Source organism: Paenibacillus sp. GP183 (genome assembly GCF_900104695.1).
Classification (GTDB): domain Bacteria; phylum Bacillota; class Bacilli; order Paenibacillales; family NBRC-103111; genus Paenibacillus_AI.
In genome coordinates this window covers 2,073,582-2,090,556 of record NZ_FNSW01000001.1, presented here as the reverse complement: position 1 = coordinate 2,090,556, position 16,975 = coordinate 2,073,582, and the positions used below count along the sequence as shown (strand labels likewise).

Annotated in this window: 16 protein-coding genes; 13 read left to right on the top strand and 3 right to left on the bottom strand. The window is 45.7% G+C overall.

Annotation, left to right across the window (positions count from 1 at the left end; translation table 11 throughout):
• Positions 1–101 precede the first annotated feature (101 nt).
• On the top strand, positions 102–365 hold the full coding sequence (locus tag BLV33_RS10390) for an IclR family transcriptional regulator domain-containing protein (RefSeq protein WP_090790735.1): 264 nt from the start codon (positions 102–104) through the stop codon (positions 363–365).
• Positions 366–662: 297 nt separating this feature from the next.
• On the opposite strand, the gene BLV33_RS10385 is transcribed toward BLV33_RS10390, so the two are convergent.
• On the bottom strand, positions 663–1,979 hold the full coding sequence (locus BLV33_RS10385; RefSeq protein ID WP_171909094.1) for an IS1380 family transposase: 1,317 nt from the start codon (positions 1,977–1,979) through the stop codon (positions 663–665).
• Between the two features lie 213 nt (positions 1,980–2,192).
• Here BLV33_RS10385 and BLV33_RS10380 point away from each other — a divergent pair, with 213 nt between their 5' ends.
• The 7 genes from BLV33_RS10380 (at position 2,193) to BLV33_RS10350 (ending at position 10,944) form a co-directional block, all read left to right on the top strand.
• Positions 2,193–3,503 carry an ABC transporter substrate-binding protein gene (locus BLV33_RS10380; protein ID WP_090790731.1) on the top strand — a complete coding sequence of 437 codons (1,311 nt, stop codon included), beginning with the start codon at positions 2,193–2,195 and terminating at the stop codon, positions 3,501–3,503.
• A 76-nt stretch (positions 3,504–3,579) separates the two neighbouring features.
• Positions 3,580–4,458: a carbohydrate ABC transporter permease gene (locus BLV33_RS10375; RefSeq protein WP_090790729.1), complete on the top strand. Its 879-nt coding sequence runs from the start codon at positions 3,580–3,582 to the stop codon at positions 4,456–4,458.
• Entirely contained in the window at positions 4,455–5,270 is an 816-nt protein-coding gene (locus BLV33_RS10370) for a carbohydrate ABC transporter permease (protein ID WP_090790727.1), read from the top strand. The genes BLV33_RS10375 and BLV33_RS10370 overlap by 4 nt, the downstream gene beginning before the upstream one ends.
• A 101-nt stretch (positions 5,271–5,371) precedes the next feature.
• Positions 5,372–7,135: a sensor histidine kinase gene (locus tag BLV33_RS10365; RefSeq protein ID WP_090790725.1), complete on the top strand. Its 1,764-nt coding sequence runs from the start codon at positions 5,372–5,374 to the stop codon at positions 7,133–7,135.
• Entirely contained in the window at positions 7,110–8,750 is a 1,641-nt protein-coding gene (locus BLV33_RS10360; RefSeq protein ID WP_090790723.1) for a response regulator transcription factor, read from the top strand. The genes BLV33_RS10365 and BLV33_RS10360 overlap by 26 nt, the downstream gene beginning before the upstream one ends.
• A gap of 114 nt (positions 8,751–8,864) precedes the next feature.
• On the top strand, positions 8,865–10,490 hold the full coding sequence (locus BLV33_RS10355; protein WP_090790721.1) for a long-chain fatty acid--CoA ligase: 1,626 nt from the start codon (positions 8,865–8,867) through the stop codon (positions 10,488–10,490).
• Positions 10,491–10,554: 64 nt separating this feature from the next.
• Entirely contained in the window at positions 10,555–10,944 is a 390-nt protein-coding gene (locus BLV33_RS10350) for a PaaI family thioesterase (protein WP_253187227.1), read from the top strand.
• Between the two features lie 92 nt (positions 10,945–11,036).
• Here the strand turns inward: BLV33_RS10350 and BLV33_RS10345 are convergent, their stop codons facing one another.
• The gene (locus BLV33_RS10345) at positions 11,037–11,714 is read right to left on the bottom strand and encodes a C39 family peptidase (protein WP_090790719.1); all 678 of its coding nucleotides are present in this window, start codon (positions 11,712–11,714) and stop codon (positions 11,037–11,039) included.
• Between the two features lie 151 nt (positions 11,715–11,865).
• Between BLV33_RS10345 and BLV33_RS10340 the strand changes: the two genes are divergently transcribed.
• Together BLV33_RS10340 and BLV33_RS10335 are read left to right on the top strand one after the other, a co-directional pair.
• The gene (locus tag BLV33_RS10340; RefSeq protein ID WP_216234744.1) at positions 11,866–12,195 is read left to right on the top strand and encodes an ArsR/SmtB family transcription factor; all 330 of its coding nucleotides are present in this window, start codon (positions 11,866–11,868) and stop codon (positions 12,193–12,195) included.
• Complete coding sequence (locus BLV33_RS10335; RefSeq protein ID WP_090790717.1) at positions 12,173–12,628, top strand: SRPBCC family protein; 456 nt, start codon at positions 12,173–12,175, stop codon at positions 12,626–12,628. Before BLV33_RS10340 ends, BLV33_RS10335 begins: the two co-directional genes overlap by 23 nt.
• 112 nt (positions 12,629–12,740) lie before the next feature.
• Here BLV33_RS10335 and BLV33_RS10330 read toward each other — a convergent pair whose 3' ends face one another.
• A complete protein-coding gene (locus BLV33_RS10330; protein WP_171909093.1) occupies positions 12,741–13,631 on the bottom strand; it encodes a LysR family transcriptional regulator in 891 nt (296 codons plus the stop codon).
• Positions 13,632–13,781: 150 nt separating this feature from the next.
• On the opposite strand from BLV33_RS10330, the gene BLV33_RS10325 reads away from it, so the two are divergent.
• Genes BLV33_RS10325 through BLV33_RS10315 form a run of 3 tightly spaced genes read left to right on the top strand, consistent with a single transcriptional unit; the run spans position 13,782 to position 16,962 of the window.
• Positions 13,782–14,729, top strand: a complete 948-nt coding sequence (locus BLV33_RS10325; RefSeq protein WP_253187023.1) for a carbohydrate ABC transporter permease — start codon at positions 13,782–13,784, stop codon at positions 14,727–14,729.
• Positions 14,726–15,562 (top strand): carbohydrate ABC transporter permease, encoded by an 837-nt coding sequence (locus BLV33_RS10320; protein ID WP_090790711.1) that lies wholly within the window; start codon positions 14,726–14,728, stop codon positions 15,560–15,562. Before BLV33_RS10325 ends, BLV33_RS10320 begins: the two co-directional genes overlap by 4 nt.
• Positions 15,563–15,615: 53 nt before the next feature.
• A complete protein-coding gene (locus BLV33_RS10315; RefSeq protein WP_090790709.1) occupies positions 15,616–16,962 on the top strand; it encodes an ABC transporter substrate-binding protein in 1,347 nt (448 codons plus the stop codon).
• Positions 16,963–16,975 lie beyond the last annotated feature (13 nt).

The following is a 16,975-nucleotide window of genomic DNA, read 5'->3' as shown; positions in this document are numbered from 1 at the left end:
GGGTTTCTTTTTGACGAAATGAACTATTGACTCGCGATAATGCACTATCATTTAATCCATAACGTACCTGGTTTCTGGAGCATCATCCAGGTTTTATCGCTATGAAAGTTTCAGAGAAAGCTCTTTTCCTTGACAAGCTTGAGACAGTGAGGGAGGAAGGGTTCAGCAGTGCTGAAGGCGAGGATCACCTCGGCGTAAGAGATTACGCTGTTCTGGTCGGCAATCCGAGGATCTGTCTCATGGCGGCACTTGCAGTACCTTGCCTAGGACAGCCTAATCGGAACTATTCCCATGCAGCGCTGCTGAAAGCGCTGAAAGCATGCGGACAAAAGATTACACACTCGTTAGGCGTTTCCGAACCATAAGAGTTTAAAAATTGATATATAATTCTTTAATAATTGCTATATGATCGACCCGAAATGAGAATTAGAATTTAACCTGAAATATTCATGGAGCCCTAAGCTACTTAGTTGAATTGGGGAAATAAAGATAAAAATTCTCACGATATCATTCCTATCTGTGTTTAAGAGATAGCAGAGAGTGGATCTTTTAAGCGGTTATCGAGAAAATGAGCAACATTCCTTCTTAGTGGTGTGGAAATGGACGCACTTGCCCGTTACGCCGGAGTACTACTTTTGGATTTTGTCAGTCAAATCCAGCCATCAACCGAACCGAGGCAAGCATTGGATATTGTTCAAGGTTTCAAGGAATGGCTCACGATAAATACAGGAACTGCACAATTTCCATGTCCAGTAGCGGCCGGAATAGATCAATTTCCCCGCAATTTTAATCAGTTTGGTTCGCAGCGTTTCCATACGACTTGGCTTGAGTCTCTCGGGTAAACACAACCTGCGAAACCAATTGTTGAAGTTATATGCCAACATCGCCAATTGTAATTTAACGGCATTGGTTTCGAATGCAGTGCTACTCATCTTATGGCAAGCAAAGCCGTTCTTCGCTTCCTTGATGAAATTCTCCATGTGACCTCGTTGAAAGTAAAAGCGAATGACGTTACGTGCTTGCAAAGTCATGTTCGTAGCAATAAAGGTGAATTGAAAAATCAACTCTCCTGCTGGCCGTTCCATCTTAACGATTACACGACGCGCACAATTCCAAGATTTCGCCTTGTATTGGATTTCACGGTAGTGTACTTGTCTCTCATGTAGCTTTTGGGGATTAAGCACTTGGTCTGCCATCTCTTGTGCAGCAGATTGCAGACGGGCATTGGCTTTCAGACGGATCGCGTATTTATGCCCCTTCGTTTCGGCAAAGTCAAACAATCCCGGAACGGCAAAGCCGCTGTCCCCGCGAAAGACAAGTAAGGCCTTCGGTGCCCAAAATTGATAACGTTTCAGGATAGGCCCCATAAATCGTACAACCTGGCGGGAAGTGTACACGTTGCCGGCACGAAGTTCCGCCCGTAAACAGTCACCAGTCAATCCATCAAAGCAAAACAGCGGATGGAATCCGGTTTGTGCGTAGTGATGATTATAGTTCGCTCCATGTTGCTTACCTGAGGTAGCAAAGCCGGAGGAATCCAAATCTAACACAAACTGATCACGTGTCTCGATTGCATATGCCCGGCCCTGTAGCATTTCATTGATGTTCTCCAACGATTTGGCGGTCGCGATATTCGCCTTTTCATTAAAGCGAGAGATTGTCGGCTGAGAAGCCAGCCGTTCTTTTGCTAACAAGGCGGTCAACAACGGTTCGTGAGACAAGTCATCTGCATGATCATCGGTATGGTAGCCACACAGATGCTGATAGATCTTCTGGAGCACAACATCTGAATTGGAATGATCCCGATGATGAACGGGATCGTGTACAACGAGTAATTGCTTAACGGTCTGAGTAAGACCAAGTTTGTGGTCGAATTCTTTATATAGAAGTAGGCCAGCGTCCGAAGTCAGATCGCCGCCTTCAAAATTCACTTTCATTCGGGGGTTGAAGTTCATGCCGTACTCTTGTAAACTTGACATAGAAGAGTCTCCTTTGTAGTTTTGTTGTGTTTGGTCACCATCAACACTACCAAAGAATGGACTCTTTTTCCATGTTTTCGTTTCACTTTTTAAGTGACCCATTAAATCGCTTAGATCCCTTGTCACTACTGCTTTTATAGCATTGTTAGTGAAGTGCTATGAATATTTCAGGTTTAAATTGTCGACAATAAAAGAAATGAAAGGGGTTACCACATGAAGAAATGGAACAAAAGCGGCATGCTGGGAGTGACGCTGGCTCTGGTCATGACGGTGTCCGCATGCGGACAAGCGGAAAAGACGGCGGCACCCTCTGCTGCGGCAAAGCCTTTTGCCGGGAAAAAAATTACTGTATTTGATCTCAACCATCAGTGGAACGATTCGATCAAAGCGCAGCTTCCTCAATTTGAAGAGGCCACGGGAATGAAAGTGGATCTCCAAGCCTTTGCAGAGGATCAGCTGCAGCAGAAATTGGCCGTTCAATTCACATCCAGTTCGGAAACGCCGGACGTTTTTATGTATCGACCTTATATGGATAAAATATTGTATTCCAAAAACGGATGGACAGCACCTTTAGACGATTATGTTAAGAAAAACGCAAGCTATGAGTTTGCCGATTTCTCCAAAGCAACCATAGAGGCCAGCACAATTGACGGTAAACTGATGTCCATTCCTCTGTTTACAGATCAATTTGTTTTATATTACCGCAAGGATATTTTGCAAAAAAATAATATACCTATCCCGAAAACGCTCACAGAGCTGGAAGCGGCGGCTAAAAAACTGCATGATCCGGGAAAAGACTTTTACGGCATTGTCGGCAGAGGTCAGCGCAGCGCATTGGTAACGGCAGCAGCCTCCTACGTTTTCTCGGAAGGCGGAGATTTTATAATCGGAGATAAGGCAGCGGTTAATACGCCGGAAGCGATTCGCGGCTTCCAAATTTATGCCAATTTATTGAAAAATTACGGTCCGCAAGGAACATTGAACATGAGCTGGCCTCAGGCAGCCGGAATATTCGCTCAAGGAAAGGCGGCATTTTATGCCGAAACGGCGTCCATATACAAAAATACTACGGATCCGGAGAAATCGCTTGTTAAGGACAATGTAGGTTTTGCAACGTTCCCGGCTGGAACTGCGGGAGCTAAACCCTACAGTACCGCATCCTGGTCGCTTGCTATGAACCCTCAAGGGAAAAATAAGGATGCTGCATGGGCATTTATGGAGTGGGCCACCAACAAAGAAAACGTTCTTAAGGTTCAACGTACCGGGGTGCCGGGAGCCCGCAATTCCGTTTGGGCTTCAAAGGAAGGCGTAGAAACGTATCCGGTCGACCTTGCGGCAGCCATTCAGGAAACCATGAAAATCGGTATCGGCCACAACGTCCCGCAGGTTATCAGCGTGGGTGAAGCGCGTGATGCCGTCGGAAGTATCGCCGTCAAGGCTATGCTGGGCGAAGATATTAAAGCGGCTGCCGACCAAGCGAACAAAGAGCTGCAAGCGATCATTGACAAAGACAAATCGAAATAACCGCTAATGGAGTCAACATGAGGACAAGTCGGAGAATCACTCTCTGGCTTGTCCTTACAAAGGAGTCGAATTTGTGATGATGAACTGGTTGGACCGCAATCTCAAGTGGGTATTTACTTTGCCGGCAGTATTTTTCATAGCCTTGATGGTTGCCTTTCCGATTGTGTATACAGGGCGTATCAGCTTTTACGAATGGAGCATGTCCGCTATTACACCTCCCAAATGGGTTGGCCTTAATAATTACATGATGCTGTTAAATGATCATCGGTTCTGGAACTCTCTCCGCATAACGTTTTATCATTCTTTTATCAGTATTGTACTGGAAGCTGTCCTTGGCGTCGCCATCGCGATTTTGTTTTCACGAAAGTTTGCCGGGAAAAAGCTCGTTAAAACCGTGATGATGTTTCCCATGGTGGCCACTCCCGTATCAATAGGATTGGTCTGGCTGCTCATTTATGAGCCGTCCATCGGCCTCGCGAATCAATTATTGAAAAAATTCGGCTTGCATACTCAGGAATGGCTTGGCTCCGTTACTCAGGTCATCCCTTCACTTATACTAATAGATGTATGGGAGTGGACGCCGATGATCGCGCTTATCTGTATTGCCGGTTTGGCTACATTGCCTACGGACCCTTATGAATCTGCGGATGTGGACGGCGCATCCTCCTTTCAGAAGCTTGTGCATATCACATTGCCGCTTATGATGCCGACTATTATTACAGCTATTACCTTAAGGATTATTGATCTGCTGAAAACATTCGATACTATCTATGCAACGACGCAAGGAGGCCCTAATTTTGCCTCTCAAACGATCAATTTGATGATATTCGATACGGCCTTCCAAAACTTTAAATTAGGATCCGCATCCGCATTTCTGATCATGTTTTTTGCCATTATTCTACTCATTATTCTACTATTGACCGCAATTCGAAAAAGGCTGGGTGGAGTTCAATGAGAACATCGATCTTGATGAGAATAAACTACACGGTTGTCAACATCCTTATCCTTCTTTTTTTCATATTTCCTTTCGTATGGATGCTGTCAGCTTCCTTCAAAACGCAGGTGCAGGTGCTGTCTCCGGAACATCTATTTACATTTACGCCTACTTTTAAAAACTATCTGACTGTATTTCGCGAATACGATTATTTGAAGTATATTATGAACAGCTTTCTGATCGCTGCTGTCTCTACTTTCGGTGCTCTTCTGCTTGGTCTGCCCGCAGCATATGCCATTGCTAAGTACCGTATGCAGTACCTAGCGCTCACTATATTGATCGCCAAAATTATTCCGGGTATTACCTATCTGGTGCCATGGTACATTTTGTTCAACAAAGTTAAGCTTATCGATACGTTCACCGGCATGATTTTCAGCCATATGGTTATCGGACTTCCTTTTATTATGTGGGTCATGATTCCATTCTTTGAATCGTTCCCTAAAGAAGTGGAAGAATCATCCTGGATCGACGGCAGTTCGAAGATTCGTACTTTTTTTGAGATGGTAGTGCCGGTTTCAATTCCGGGGATTGTGACGTCCTCGCTGCTCGCCTTCATTTTCTCTTGGAATAACTTTATGTTTTCGTTGATTTTATCGGGGGAAAAAACAAAAACGCTCCCCATAGCCGTCTTCGCCTTTATCGCTAATACGTCCATTAACTGGGGAGCCTTGATGGTTGCAGCTTGTATCATTACCCTTCCGGTTGTCATACTTGCGCTGTTTGCACAAAAATATATCATTAGTGGATTATCAGCCGGAGCTGTAAAAGGATAATAGAATCTGCACACGCCACCTGCCTAGTACAATACCCAGTACCCATAGCACAAACGATTCAAGTATAATAATCGGTATAACAGCTAGAGAGGGGCGTTGGGATGCTGCGCAGGTGGAATACGTTCAGTAAAATGGTATTGCTCATCGTATGTTTATTGCTGCCGATCGTAATGATCTATAGCTATACGAATCATGTTTCAGTGAACGTTGTCGAGAAGGAACTTAGAGAGAAGAATCTGAACAGGCTTTCCTTTTTCACCACTCAAATGGATAATATTGTAGATCAATTATCAATTCTGTCCATTATTGTTAGCAGAGATCCCAGTATCATCGAGCTTGGGAATCCTCTTGCCCAGGGCGACCCTTTCAATCAGCTGAAGGCGCAGGAGATTCTCATCCAAAAGTTAAGCTTGCTGAGCGCAACAAGCAGTTGGCGCAACAGGCTGACCATTTATTTGCCAAAGATAAAGCAGGTGCTGTCAAATGATTATTATAGTGTGTACGACGATAGTTATTTGCAGCAATCGACAGCGTATTGGGATTTTCACTTGAGCCGCAGCGGCGAATCATACTTCTCCAAAGTGGTTTGGAGTCCTCTGCTGGTCAACAGAAGGCTGACCGATGCCGAAGCAGTGGTGGAAGTACGCTTTTCCGAGAGCAACATGATACGCTTGCTGAATGATTATGCCCAGGACGGGAATGGAAATTCCTTTTATTATAAACCGGGATTCAAACCGATCACGGATAACGCGGGGAGCACTGGGATTACGGAGGACATTGTCGCACGTTTGAACCTGGAACCTCAGGATCAGACCGGCCATCGCATTGTAGTAATCGGCAATGAACAATATATGGTGAACTATGTGCGATCGAAAAGCCTAGGCTGGTATGTGGTTGACTATTTGCCGCTTAAGCAAGTGCTGGCGCCTATTACCGAGAGCCGCAATCTGTTTTATTTGTCCATTTCTCTTATGCTGCTGATCAGTATCTTGGCGGCCGTTTTCCTGTACAGGCAGGTTCAGTTGCCAATTCAGCAGCTGCTGCTCGGGGTTCAAAAGATTCAAAAGGGCGCTTACTCGCACCGGCTGAATTATCGTCCGAGAAACGAGTTTGATTATTTGTTCACGCGATTTAATGAAATGGCAGAAGAAATCCAACGGCTGCTGGAGAAGGTTTATATGGAAAATATACGATTTCGCGATGCCAAATTAAAGCATCTGCAATCGCAGATTAATCCGCACTTTTTGTCCAATTGCATGTTTTTTATTCATAATATGATCTCCATTGACGACAAGCAGGCCGCTACGACGATGGTCTTGAATTTATCGCAATATTTTCGTTATATCACGATGCTGGAGCATACGCTTACAACACTTCGTGAGGAACTAAAGCTGATAGAAAATTATTTGACGATCCAAAATTTGCGGATTGAGCGATTTCATTATGAAATTGATCTCCCGGATGATTTGCTCGATCAACAAATTCCAAGATTGATGATTCAGCCTATTATCGAAAACACGATTGTTCATGGCATAGAAAAAAGCAAAAGCTACGGCATCATCAACGTTACAGGCGAACAGTGGGCTGGTGGATACCGAATTATGGTAGATGACAACGGAGTCGGATTATCAGAGCAGCAATTAATCGAGCTTCAACAAAAAGTATCAAATCCCCTGGATCAGGAGAAGGGCTGCGGATTATGGAACGTCCATCAAAGGTTGACTTATCAGTTCGGACAGCAATCCGGCCTCACGTTCTCACTTTCACCTCTTGGAGGACTTAGAGTTACGATTCAATGGAGCGTTATAGAGAATTTTGTGGCGGAAGGGGGATACTCGGATGCTGCAATTGCTTCTAGTCGATGATGAGATGAGTGTGGTGGAAACATTGGCCATCACGATTCCATGGAAAGAGATGGGGTTTGAAACGATTCATAAAGCGTATTCGGCAACGGAAGCGCTGGACATTATGAATATGCACCCGATCGATATTATGATTACAGATATACGGATGCCCGTGATGGACGGACTTGAGCTGGTGCGAACAGTTTCCATGCAGTGGAAGCATATCAAATGCATTCTGTTAACAGCTCATGCCGATTTCGAATACGCGCAGACGGCAATCAAAAGAAATATTTGCGATTATTTGCTGAAACCCATCAGTCAGGAAGAAATGGTCGAGCGAATTTCCACGGTTGTTCGAGCGATTCGCGCCGAAAGGGAAAGTAACGATACTTATCATCGGGCGATGAAAGCGATGCGCGATCACTTTCCAAGACTTCGGGGAGAGTTGTTACACGATTTGTTGCAAGGCAAACGGATCACCATGGAGAAGCTAACCGAGAAGATCAACTTACTTGAAGTGCCGGTTCGAGTCAATGACGACATCGTGATGATATTGGTACGATTCAAAGAACAGTTTTCCGATTATGACCCGTTCGAAATGTCATTAATGGAATTTGCCATCGTGAACTTGGCTGAGGAGACCTTTGAGGAATATTTTCACGTTTGGTCCTGTAAAGATGTGCACGATTACTTGGCATTAGTGTTGATTCCCAAGGAATGGGTACACAACGGTCTACTGGAGTTGGGAGAGTCCCTTCAATACCATGTAAACAGGTTGACCAATCAGCTGCAAATGAACATTCAGCATTTTCTGAAAAAGCGGGTTTCCGTCCTTCTTGGACATTGGGGCGTTTTTCCTGAGGAAATAACCAAGCTGTACAACAGCATGCTGCTCATTTTCAGCAAAAGATTCGGTCATGAAAAGGATTTGCCGGTTTATATAGCTGATGATTCGGATATATCTGAAATTAGAACCTTGGTTCTACTGTATGAACCTCCGTTGCTTGTACATTTAATGGAAGCAGGACACTGGGAGGCCGTCGGGCAAAAGCTCGAAGGCATACTTGAAGAATTGGAAAGTGATTGGTCGGAGTCGTCCGAGCATATTACGGAAGCGTTCTTTTACTTTTTTTCCGCTTTTTCTTTCATAGCTCACAAGAACGGCAGGAAACTGGCAGACCTGATTGATGCCGATTACGTCCGGGCCAAGGAGCTGACACCGAGCAAGACGGTGAAGCATTTAAGCGATTGGGTATGGAGGGTTTTTGGGAAGTTTAAGGACCAAGCGGTACACGAAACTCAGAGCGCAAGAATGCTCGCGGTCAAGAAAGCGCAGAAGTATATTTTATCCCATCTGTCCAGCGATATTTCTTTGCAATCGATATCCGAGCACCTGCAGATGCACCCTGCTTATTTATCGAGGCTGTATAAATTAGAAACAGGGGAGAACATTAGTGATTATATCACCAGCCTAAAAATGGAAAAATCACTGCAGCTTCTAAAACACAGCACAAACAAAATTTACGAAATCGCTATTGAAGTAGGCTATCAAAATCCGCATTATTTTATCAAAGTATTTAAAAAGCATTTTGGCTTGCCCCCTCAGGAATACAGAAATTCCAAAGCATTGGAGTAAAAAGAATTGGTATTTGCGGTACAGTCTTTTCCATCCAGCTATACATAAGTCTCTTCCACGGCTTATATGATTAGTAAGGGCTAAGTAATATTAGTTAATAAGGGGGCGAAAGAAATGGAAGGGTATTCTTTGACATTACGTTCCATGCTGGAGAGAGCCGAGGCATTGTTTCCGAAAAAAGAGGTGGTTTCCCGAACCGGTGGGCAAATATTTCGTTATACGTACAGGGATTTTGCCGAACGGACGAGACGGCTTTCTTCCGCTTTGCAGGCGCTTGGCGTTAAACGCGGCGACCGTGTAGCCACATTTGCCTGGAACGACCATCGGCATCTTGAAGCTTATTTTGCCGTCCCCTGTATGGGTGCTGTGCTGCACACCGTAAACATTCGGCTGCTCGACGAGCACATCATCTACATTTTGAACCATGCGGAAGACACCTTGCTTTTGGTCGATGAAAGCTTGCTGCCCATAATCGAAAGGATCAGCAGCAAGCTGAAAACCGTTAAAAGTTATATCGTGATGACAAATCAAGAAAGCCTTCCTGCCACTTCCTTTCAGCCGGTTTATTCTTATGAACGGCTCCTTGCGGAAGGAAACGCGGCATATGAATTCCCGGATGACATTCATGAAAGCGCTCCCGCAGGCATGTGCTATACTTCCGCGACGACCGGCAACCCGAAGGGCGTTATATATACTCATCGTGCCATTTATCTACACAGCTTCTGCTTGGGACTTGCGGATACGCTAGGTTTATCTGAACGGGATACGGTCATGCCTATCGTTCCGATGTTCCATGTCAACGCATGGGGACTGCCATTTGCTTCGGTCTGGTTCGGCAGCAGGCAAGTCCTTCCCGGAACCGCTCCTACGCCTGAAATATTACTGAACCTGATCGCCGATGAGAAAGTGACGATTTCAGCAGGGGTTCCCACTGTTTGGATTGCCGCCCTCAAGGTGATGGAACAGAAATCCTTTGACTTTTCGCACGTGAGAGCTTTAATATGCGGAGGCTCAGCCGCTCCGCGCAGTATTATCGACAAGTTTGAATATCATTACGGTATTCCCTTTTATCACGCCTATGGCATGACGGAAACGAGCCCCGTGGTCACGTACGCGCGGATCAAAAGCGATTTGGAAAACAGCTCGAAGGATCAGTTGCTGGACATTCGTTCCATGCAAGGACTGCTCGTCCCGGGAGTGGAAATGAAAATTATCGGTGCAAACGGCGAAGTCGCATGGGACGGCAAGGAAATGGGCGAACTGCTTCTACGCGGTCCCTGGATCGCGGAGGAATATTATAAGGATGAACGGACGGAAGAAGCCTTCCAAGACGGCTGGCTGCTAACCGGAGACATCGCTGTAGTCAATGCCGAGGGGTATGTGAAGCTCATTGACCGCACCAAAGATTTGGTCAAAAGCGGCGGCGAGTGGATCTCCACCGTTGATTTGGAGAACGAGCTGATGGCGCATCCCACTGTCTTTGAAGCTTGCGTGGTAGGGATTCCCCATGAGAAATGGGGAGAACGTCCGCTTGCCTGCGTCGTTCTTAAGGATCCCGCTCAATCGGCAGGAAAAGAAGAGCTGCTCCAATTTTTAAGCGAACGTGTGGTAAAATGGTGGTTACCGGACGATATCGTGTTTCTTACGGAGATCCCGAAGACCTCAGTCGGCAAGTTTTTGAAGCGCAGCTTGCGGGAGCAATTCCAGCTTCACTATTCGGATAGAGATGAGGTTGTGTAAAGTGATCGTAGCAGATGCCATATTGGCAAACTTTGGAATGGACAAGGAAACCTTTATCCTGCACATGGAGGAAGGACGAAGAAATTCGGCATTGGCATCGCTGGGCATTGACTACACTGAGCTTCACCCGGATCGCGTCGTCATGACCATGCCGGTTGGACCGAAAACCCATCAGCCGGCGGGCATTCTGCACGGAGGAGCCTCGGTTCTATTGGCGGAATCGGCGGCTTCCATCGCTTCCATCATCAATATCGACAACCAGCAATATGCGGCGGTAGGGCTGGAGATTAACGCCAACCACCTCCGGAGCAAAAGCGACGGCATCGTGACTGCGGTCGCTATTCCTTTACACAAAGGACGCAAAACGATGGTTTGGGATATCAGGATCACTGACGAACAGGATAAATTGATCTGTATCTCCCGCTGTACGGTGGCAATTATTGATAAAAAATGAGCGCCCAACAAGAAGGCACGGATCCTGCATGAACCGTGCCAGCATCCTTTTTAGGCGGAATCAAGTATTAACAGCCCAGCGGTACAAAATTGTCAGTTAACAGTAATAGCCTGGCTGCCCATTGTCTCCCACACATCTTTAAAATCCCATAAACTATATCGTTCCTCTTTTCCAGTCATAGGGTCGTTCATATATGCATGATCGTCATCCCAACCGGTCATAAGCAAAGCATGTTCCGGTTCATACCAATCAACTATATCTCCGTTATAATCCTGCCATTCTAAAGCGATATTCGGCGTAACCATGTTTTCCGTAGCCCAAACAACGACAGGCTTTCCGGATTTAATCGTTTCCAGAAGATCATTGAATGAGGCCCCAGTAATGTCTTTTATGTTACCCGGTAGATAGGTGTTAATAACATTAGCAACAGGGGCATGGAACACCCCAAAACCAACAGAGAATGGATCCCCGACAAAAACATACTGTGGATTTGCCCCAATCATTGCATCATCATCGTTGGCAGCAGGCATATCTCCTTTAGGTAATGCGTTTGCGATATCTTCTTTTTTCACGCTTACTCCTGCCCAATTCAATAACATGGTGGCTGCAACAGCTTCACAACCATTCGACAAATCAGGAAGTTGTGATAGGGGAGTAGTATTTGTTATGTGATAATAATGGAATTCTTCAGCTGCATTGATAGGAGGAGTACTGCTGCAATATAACAATCCAAGGGAAAACAAGAGTATAGCACTGAATGTTTTCAACATTAACGACCCCAATTCTAATCATCTACTCTATCAGGTACCCACCGCAATACTTCGACATAGCATGTCGAAATCCTCTCAAAAGGAAAACCTCGATGGTTTCAAATACTTATTTTAAGTTGACACTTAATTAAGTATATGCTAAAATATAAATATGATAGATAAAGCCATTCAAGCAATAACGGAACCCAGGCGCAGAGATATTTTACATCTCGTCCGTGATGGGGAGCTGACCTCCAGTGCCATTGCTTCGCATTTTGACGTTTCAGCACCGGCCATATCGCAGCATCTTAAAGTTTTGGAAGAAGCCGGACTCGTCGTGGTGAGGCGAGCTGGCACCAAACGATTTTATGGGATTAGGAGGGAAGGGTTTGCCGAATTAATGCAGTATATCGAGAGCTTCTGGGATGACAGTTTGATGCGCTTAAAGGAAGCCGCGGAAGAGGAGGAGAGGAGAAAGCATGACTTCAATCAACAGCAGTGACACGATCAAGAAAGAGATTTTTATCGAATGCCATCCGGAGACATTGTTCTCCTTCTTTACTGACCCTGACAAATTAGTTCGTTGGATGGGACGTCACGTATTACTCGACCCGAGTATCGGCGGTAAATTTCGCATTGATATTAACGGGAGTGATATTGCCATGGGTGAATATAAGGAAATGATCCCGAACGAGAAAATCGTCATGTCGTTTGGATGGGAGAAATCGAAGGTACTGCCTCCCGGATCCAGCACCCTTGAATTCAGTCTACTCCCCAAAGACAATGGCACTCTCTTGGTTTTGACGCACTACGATCTGCCGGCATCGGAAGTTGCCCCACATGAAAAAGGATGGATGCATTACATGCCTCGCCTGCAATCGATAGCGCAAGGACAAGATCCAGGCGTCGATCCGTTGTCTGCACAAGCTAATTAATGTAAAAATGCGAATCTTATGTACAGAGGTATCTAAGGCAGTTACTCCTTTCGAGAGTAGCTGCCTCTTTGTTGTACCTTCGGATCACCTTCAGTACGGGTCATTTTCGCGGTTACAATCGCGCGGTTTCAAAAAAATGAATAAATTCTTTAACGATAGGCGTAATAAACCGGTTCTTGTGGTAAATGAAAAATATGCTTCTGGACAATGTTCGAGAATCCAAGCTTTTATAAATCAGCTGCCCCTTCTTCACCTCATCCTCAACAGCCAACCTCGATAAAACGGAAATGCCCAGCCGGCATATGACAGCGCGTTTGATGGCTTCCGTTGTCCCCAGCTCCATCCCGCCTTTGTTGTCAATTTGATACTGGCCGGACCATATTTCCATCATTCGGCGTGAAGACGAGTCCTGATCTCTCAAAATCCATTTTTCGTTCTGCAGCAGCTCCGGTCCGATCACTTCGGTTTGCGCCAGCGGATGATCCGGATAGACGACGAGACCAAGCTCATCATCAACCAATGGAATAATGACCAGCTCCGGATCATCGATTTTATTCTCGGCGACGAGACCGAAATTAATTTCAAACTTTTTCACCATGTCCACGATTTGAGGCGTATTCTTTATTTGCAAAACGATATTGACCTCGGGATACACTTCGCGCATTTTCCCCAGCAGCTTCGGAAGTAAATACGTTGCCGGGGTATTGCTTGAACCGATGACAATTTTTCCTAATTTAGACTGTGCGTAATCGGACAGCACCTGCTCCGCTTCCTCGCTCCACGAGACGATACGGGAGGCGTAATGAAGCAGCGCCTTGCCTTCTTCTGTAAATAGTATCAGCTTGTGCCTATGAATAAAGAGTGGAACCCCCGCCTCTTCCTCAAGCTTCTTCATATGGAACGAGACGGACGGTTGTTTGATATTGAGGCGGGCCGCGACGGCCGTAAGCTTCTTATATTCGGAGAGTAATACTACTATTCTCAACTGCTGCAAAGTAAACAAATTTCCCGACTCCTCATAACTATAGATTTTATCTATACAATACTGCATAAATGTCATTGTTATATTTATTTTATATTAAAACTGTGATAACTTTCGTAAAACACTTGCCCCTTACAATGAATAATATCAAGTTGAAAGGAGAGTAATGACGTGGATGGACAAGCTGTAACAAGCGGGATAAGCGAAGTGCCTGCTGAGCTGTCAAAGCAAATGTCGCGGAGGAAAGGAAAATTCTACCGTCTACTGACACCTTATATATTCGTATTTCCGGCGATGTTGTTTCTGTTTATATTTGTGCTTCTGCCGTTGATCATGACGTTTGTACTGAGTTTAACGGATTGGAATTTAATCTCGGTAGATTTCAATTGGGTCGCCTTGGACAACTATCGAAAAATGTTGGGAGACCGAGACTTTTGGAAGGTCGTCCGAAATACGCTGGTGTTCGGCTTTTTTTCAGTCGGCTTTACGATTGGCGCCGCATTGCTTCTGGCCGTGCTGCTAGATAAAAAAATGAAGGGGATCCGCTTTTTCAGGAGCTTGATTTTTTTGCCCTATATTACGCCAATGGTTGCAGTCAGTACGGTGTGGATATGGATGTACGATCAGCATTTCGGATTAATCAATTGGTTTACAGGTCTGTTAGGAGTGCCGCAAATTCCTTGGCTGACCAAGCCGGGCTGGGCAATGGCGGCGATTATTATCGCAAAGGTCTGGAAGGTCGTCGGGTATTACACGATACTGCTGATCGCCGGTATGCAAAACATTCCCGAAGACTTGAATGAAGCCGCCAGGATCGATGGAGCCGGGGAAAAGCAGATCTTTCTCAAAATTACGCTGCCCCTGCTTTCACCCTACATTTTGTTCATCATGATTGTAGCTATTCTCGCTTCGTTCCAGGATTTCGATATGGTGTTCACCATGACCCATGGCGGGCCGGCTGACAGCACGAACATGCTGATTTATTACTTATATCAATTCGGATTCCAGTTTTTTGAGGTAGGCTATGCGTCTTCCGTATCGGTGTTCCTGTTTATCGTATTGTTTCTGATCACTTGGCTGCAAATGTATGTCTCGAAAAAGTGGGTGCATTACTCATGAGAAGCTTGCAGAAGGTGCAAAATACGCTGCTTATCGCATTTTTATCCGTACTTTCACTGTTCATGGCGCTTCCATTTATTTGGATGTTCGTCACATCGTTCAAAGCCTATGACGAGGTTTTCGTTTTCCCGCCGCAGTTTATTCCGGCCATGTTTCATTGGTCGAACTATGCCGACGTGATGAAGGCTGCGCCTTTTGCGAGATATTTCGGGAACAGCGTTTCGATGACGATCCTGATTACAATCCTTCAATTGCTCAGCTCCGTGCTTGCCGCCTATGCTTTTGCACGCATGAGCTTCAAGGGCCGGCAAACGATGTTTCTGATCGTACTTTCCACGATGATGGTCCCGATTTATGTCACGTTTATTCCTAATTTTTTGATCATTAAACAAATCGGTATCTTCAATACGTATTGGGCATTGATCGTTCCATTCTGCGCCAGCGCCTTCGGCATTTTTATGATGAGACAAGCCTTTCTGCAGGTTCCGAAAGAATTGGAGGAGGCGGCCACGCTCGATGGGTGCAATCATATGCAAATCATTTGGCATGTCATGCTCCCGTTATCGATGTCACCGATCCTTACGTTTGGTTTGCTCAGCATCATTTGGCACTATAACGACTTCTTTTGGCCGCTTGTCATAACGAACAGCGAAGAGCTGAGAACGCTGCAGGTGGGTCTGGCAAGCATGATCTCGGAGGAGGGCGGAGGCAAGGGAACACAGTGGAATTTGGTGATGGCGGCATCATCGCTCATTATTTTTCCGTTGATTATCTTATTCTTGATGGTTCAAAAGCACATCGTCAGGGGAATCGCCACAACAGGCATAAAATAGACCGCCATTCTTGCAACTACCAACCATTTTTAATTGAGAAGGAGCAACTGCACATGAATAAGAAAAGTATTGTATTGTTAACCTCTCTTGCCCTGGTCGCTTCGGCATGCGCGAGCTCTAAGCCTGCTGCCACCACCAGTAACGCGAGCACGTCTGCAAATCCGGCTAGCACAGCTGCTGCTGTTAAGAAGGCACCCGTCGAAATCGAATTTTGGCACGCTATGGGCGGCGATTTAGGAAACGTTCTGAAGCAGCAAATCGATACGTTCAATCAATCACAAACCGAGGTTGTGGTTAAACCGGTATTCCAGCAAAGCTATGACGTAACCGGGGAAAAATTGCAGGCTGCCGTAGTGGCCGGAAACGTTCCGGATATTGTTCAGCTCAATACGCGCGTATGGCCGGCATTTGCCCAAAATGGCGCCCTGCTGGCTTTGGACAACTATGTGAAAACCGATAAGGATTTTAACGCCGCAGATTTGAAAAAAGGCTTGATGGTTAACACAGCGTTGAACGGCAAGCAATATACGCTGCCTTATAACCGCAGCACACCGATTTTGTATTACAATAAAGATATTATGAAGGAAATTGGACTCAATCCGGAAGATCCGGTGCATACCTGGGACGAACTGGTTGCCGCAGCGAAAAAAGCGACAGTTGTCAATAATGGCAAAACAGAGCGCTTCGGCTTTGCCGCCAGTATGTCGGGATGGTACGATTATTCGATGATTTGGTCCGCAGGCGGCAATGTGCTCGGGACTGACATGAAGACTGTATTGCTTGACAAGCCCGAAGCGGCGCGTGGATTGCAGCTATGGGTTGATATGGTTAATAAAGATAAGACCATGATGCCTCCAGTCGGCGGAACGAGCACAAGCGGCACTGGAGCAGGTCAAAGCTTGGATCAAAGCTTCTATAGCGGCAAGGTCGCCTTCTTCATCGGGAGTACAGCCAGCCTTTCGACAGTAATGAACAACGCGAAGTTCTCGCTAGGCGCTACGTTCCTGCCCAAATTCAATGAATACGCGACTCCTACGGGCGGAGCCAACCTGGCGATTTTGGCCAAAACGTCCAAGGAAAAGCAGGATGCGGCTTGGAAGTTTATCAAGTTTATGACGTCCAAGGAGCAGACCATTTACTTCTCGCAAAAATCCGGATATTTGACGATTCGCGAATCCGCGGAGAAATCGACGGAAATGCAAGACTATTATAAAAAATTTCCGCTCTTTACAGTTGCATTGAAACAGCTGGATTACGCCAAAGAAGTGCCTTCGCTGGAACAAACGAAGCGGATTGAGACGGAAATCGATAAAGCCATGGAAAAAGCGGTTACGACCAATATCCCTGCCGAGCAAGCGATGAAGGAAGCGGCGGACAAGATTAGAGGGTACATCAAATAACAACGGGTGGCAC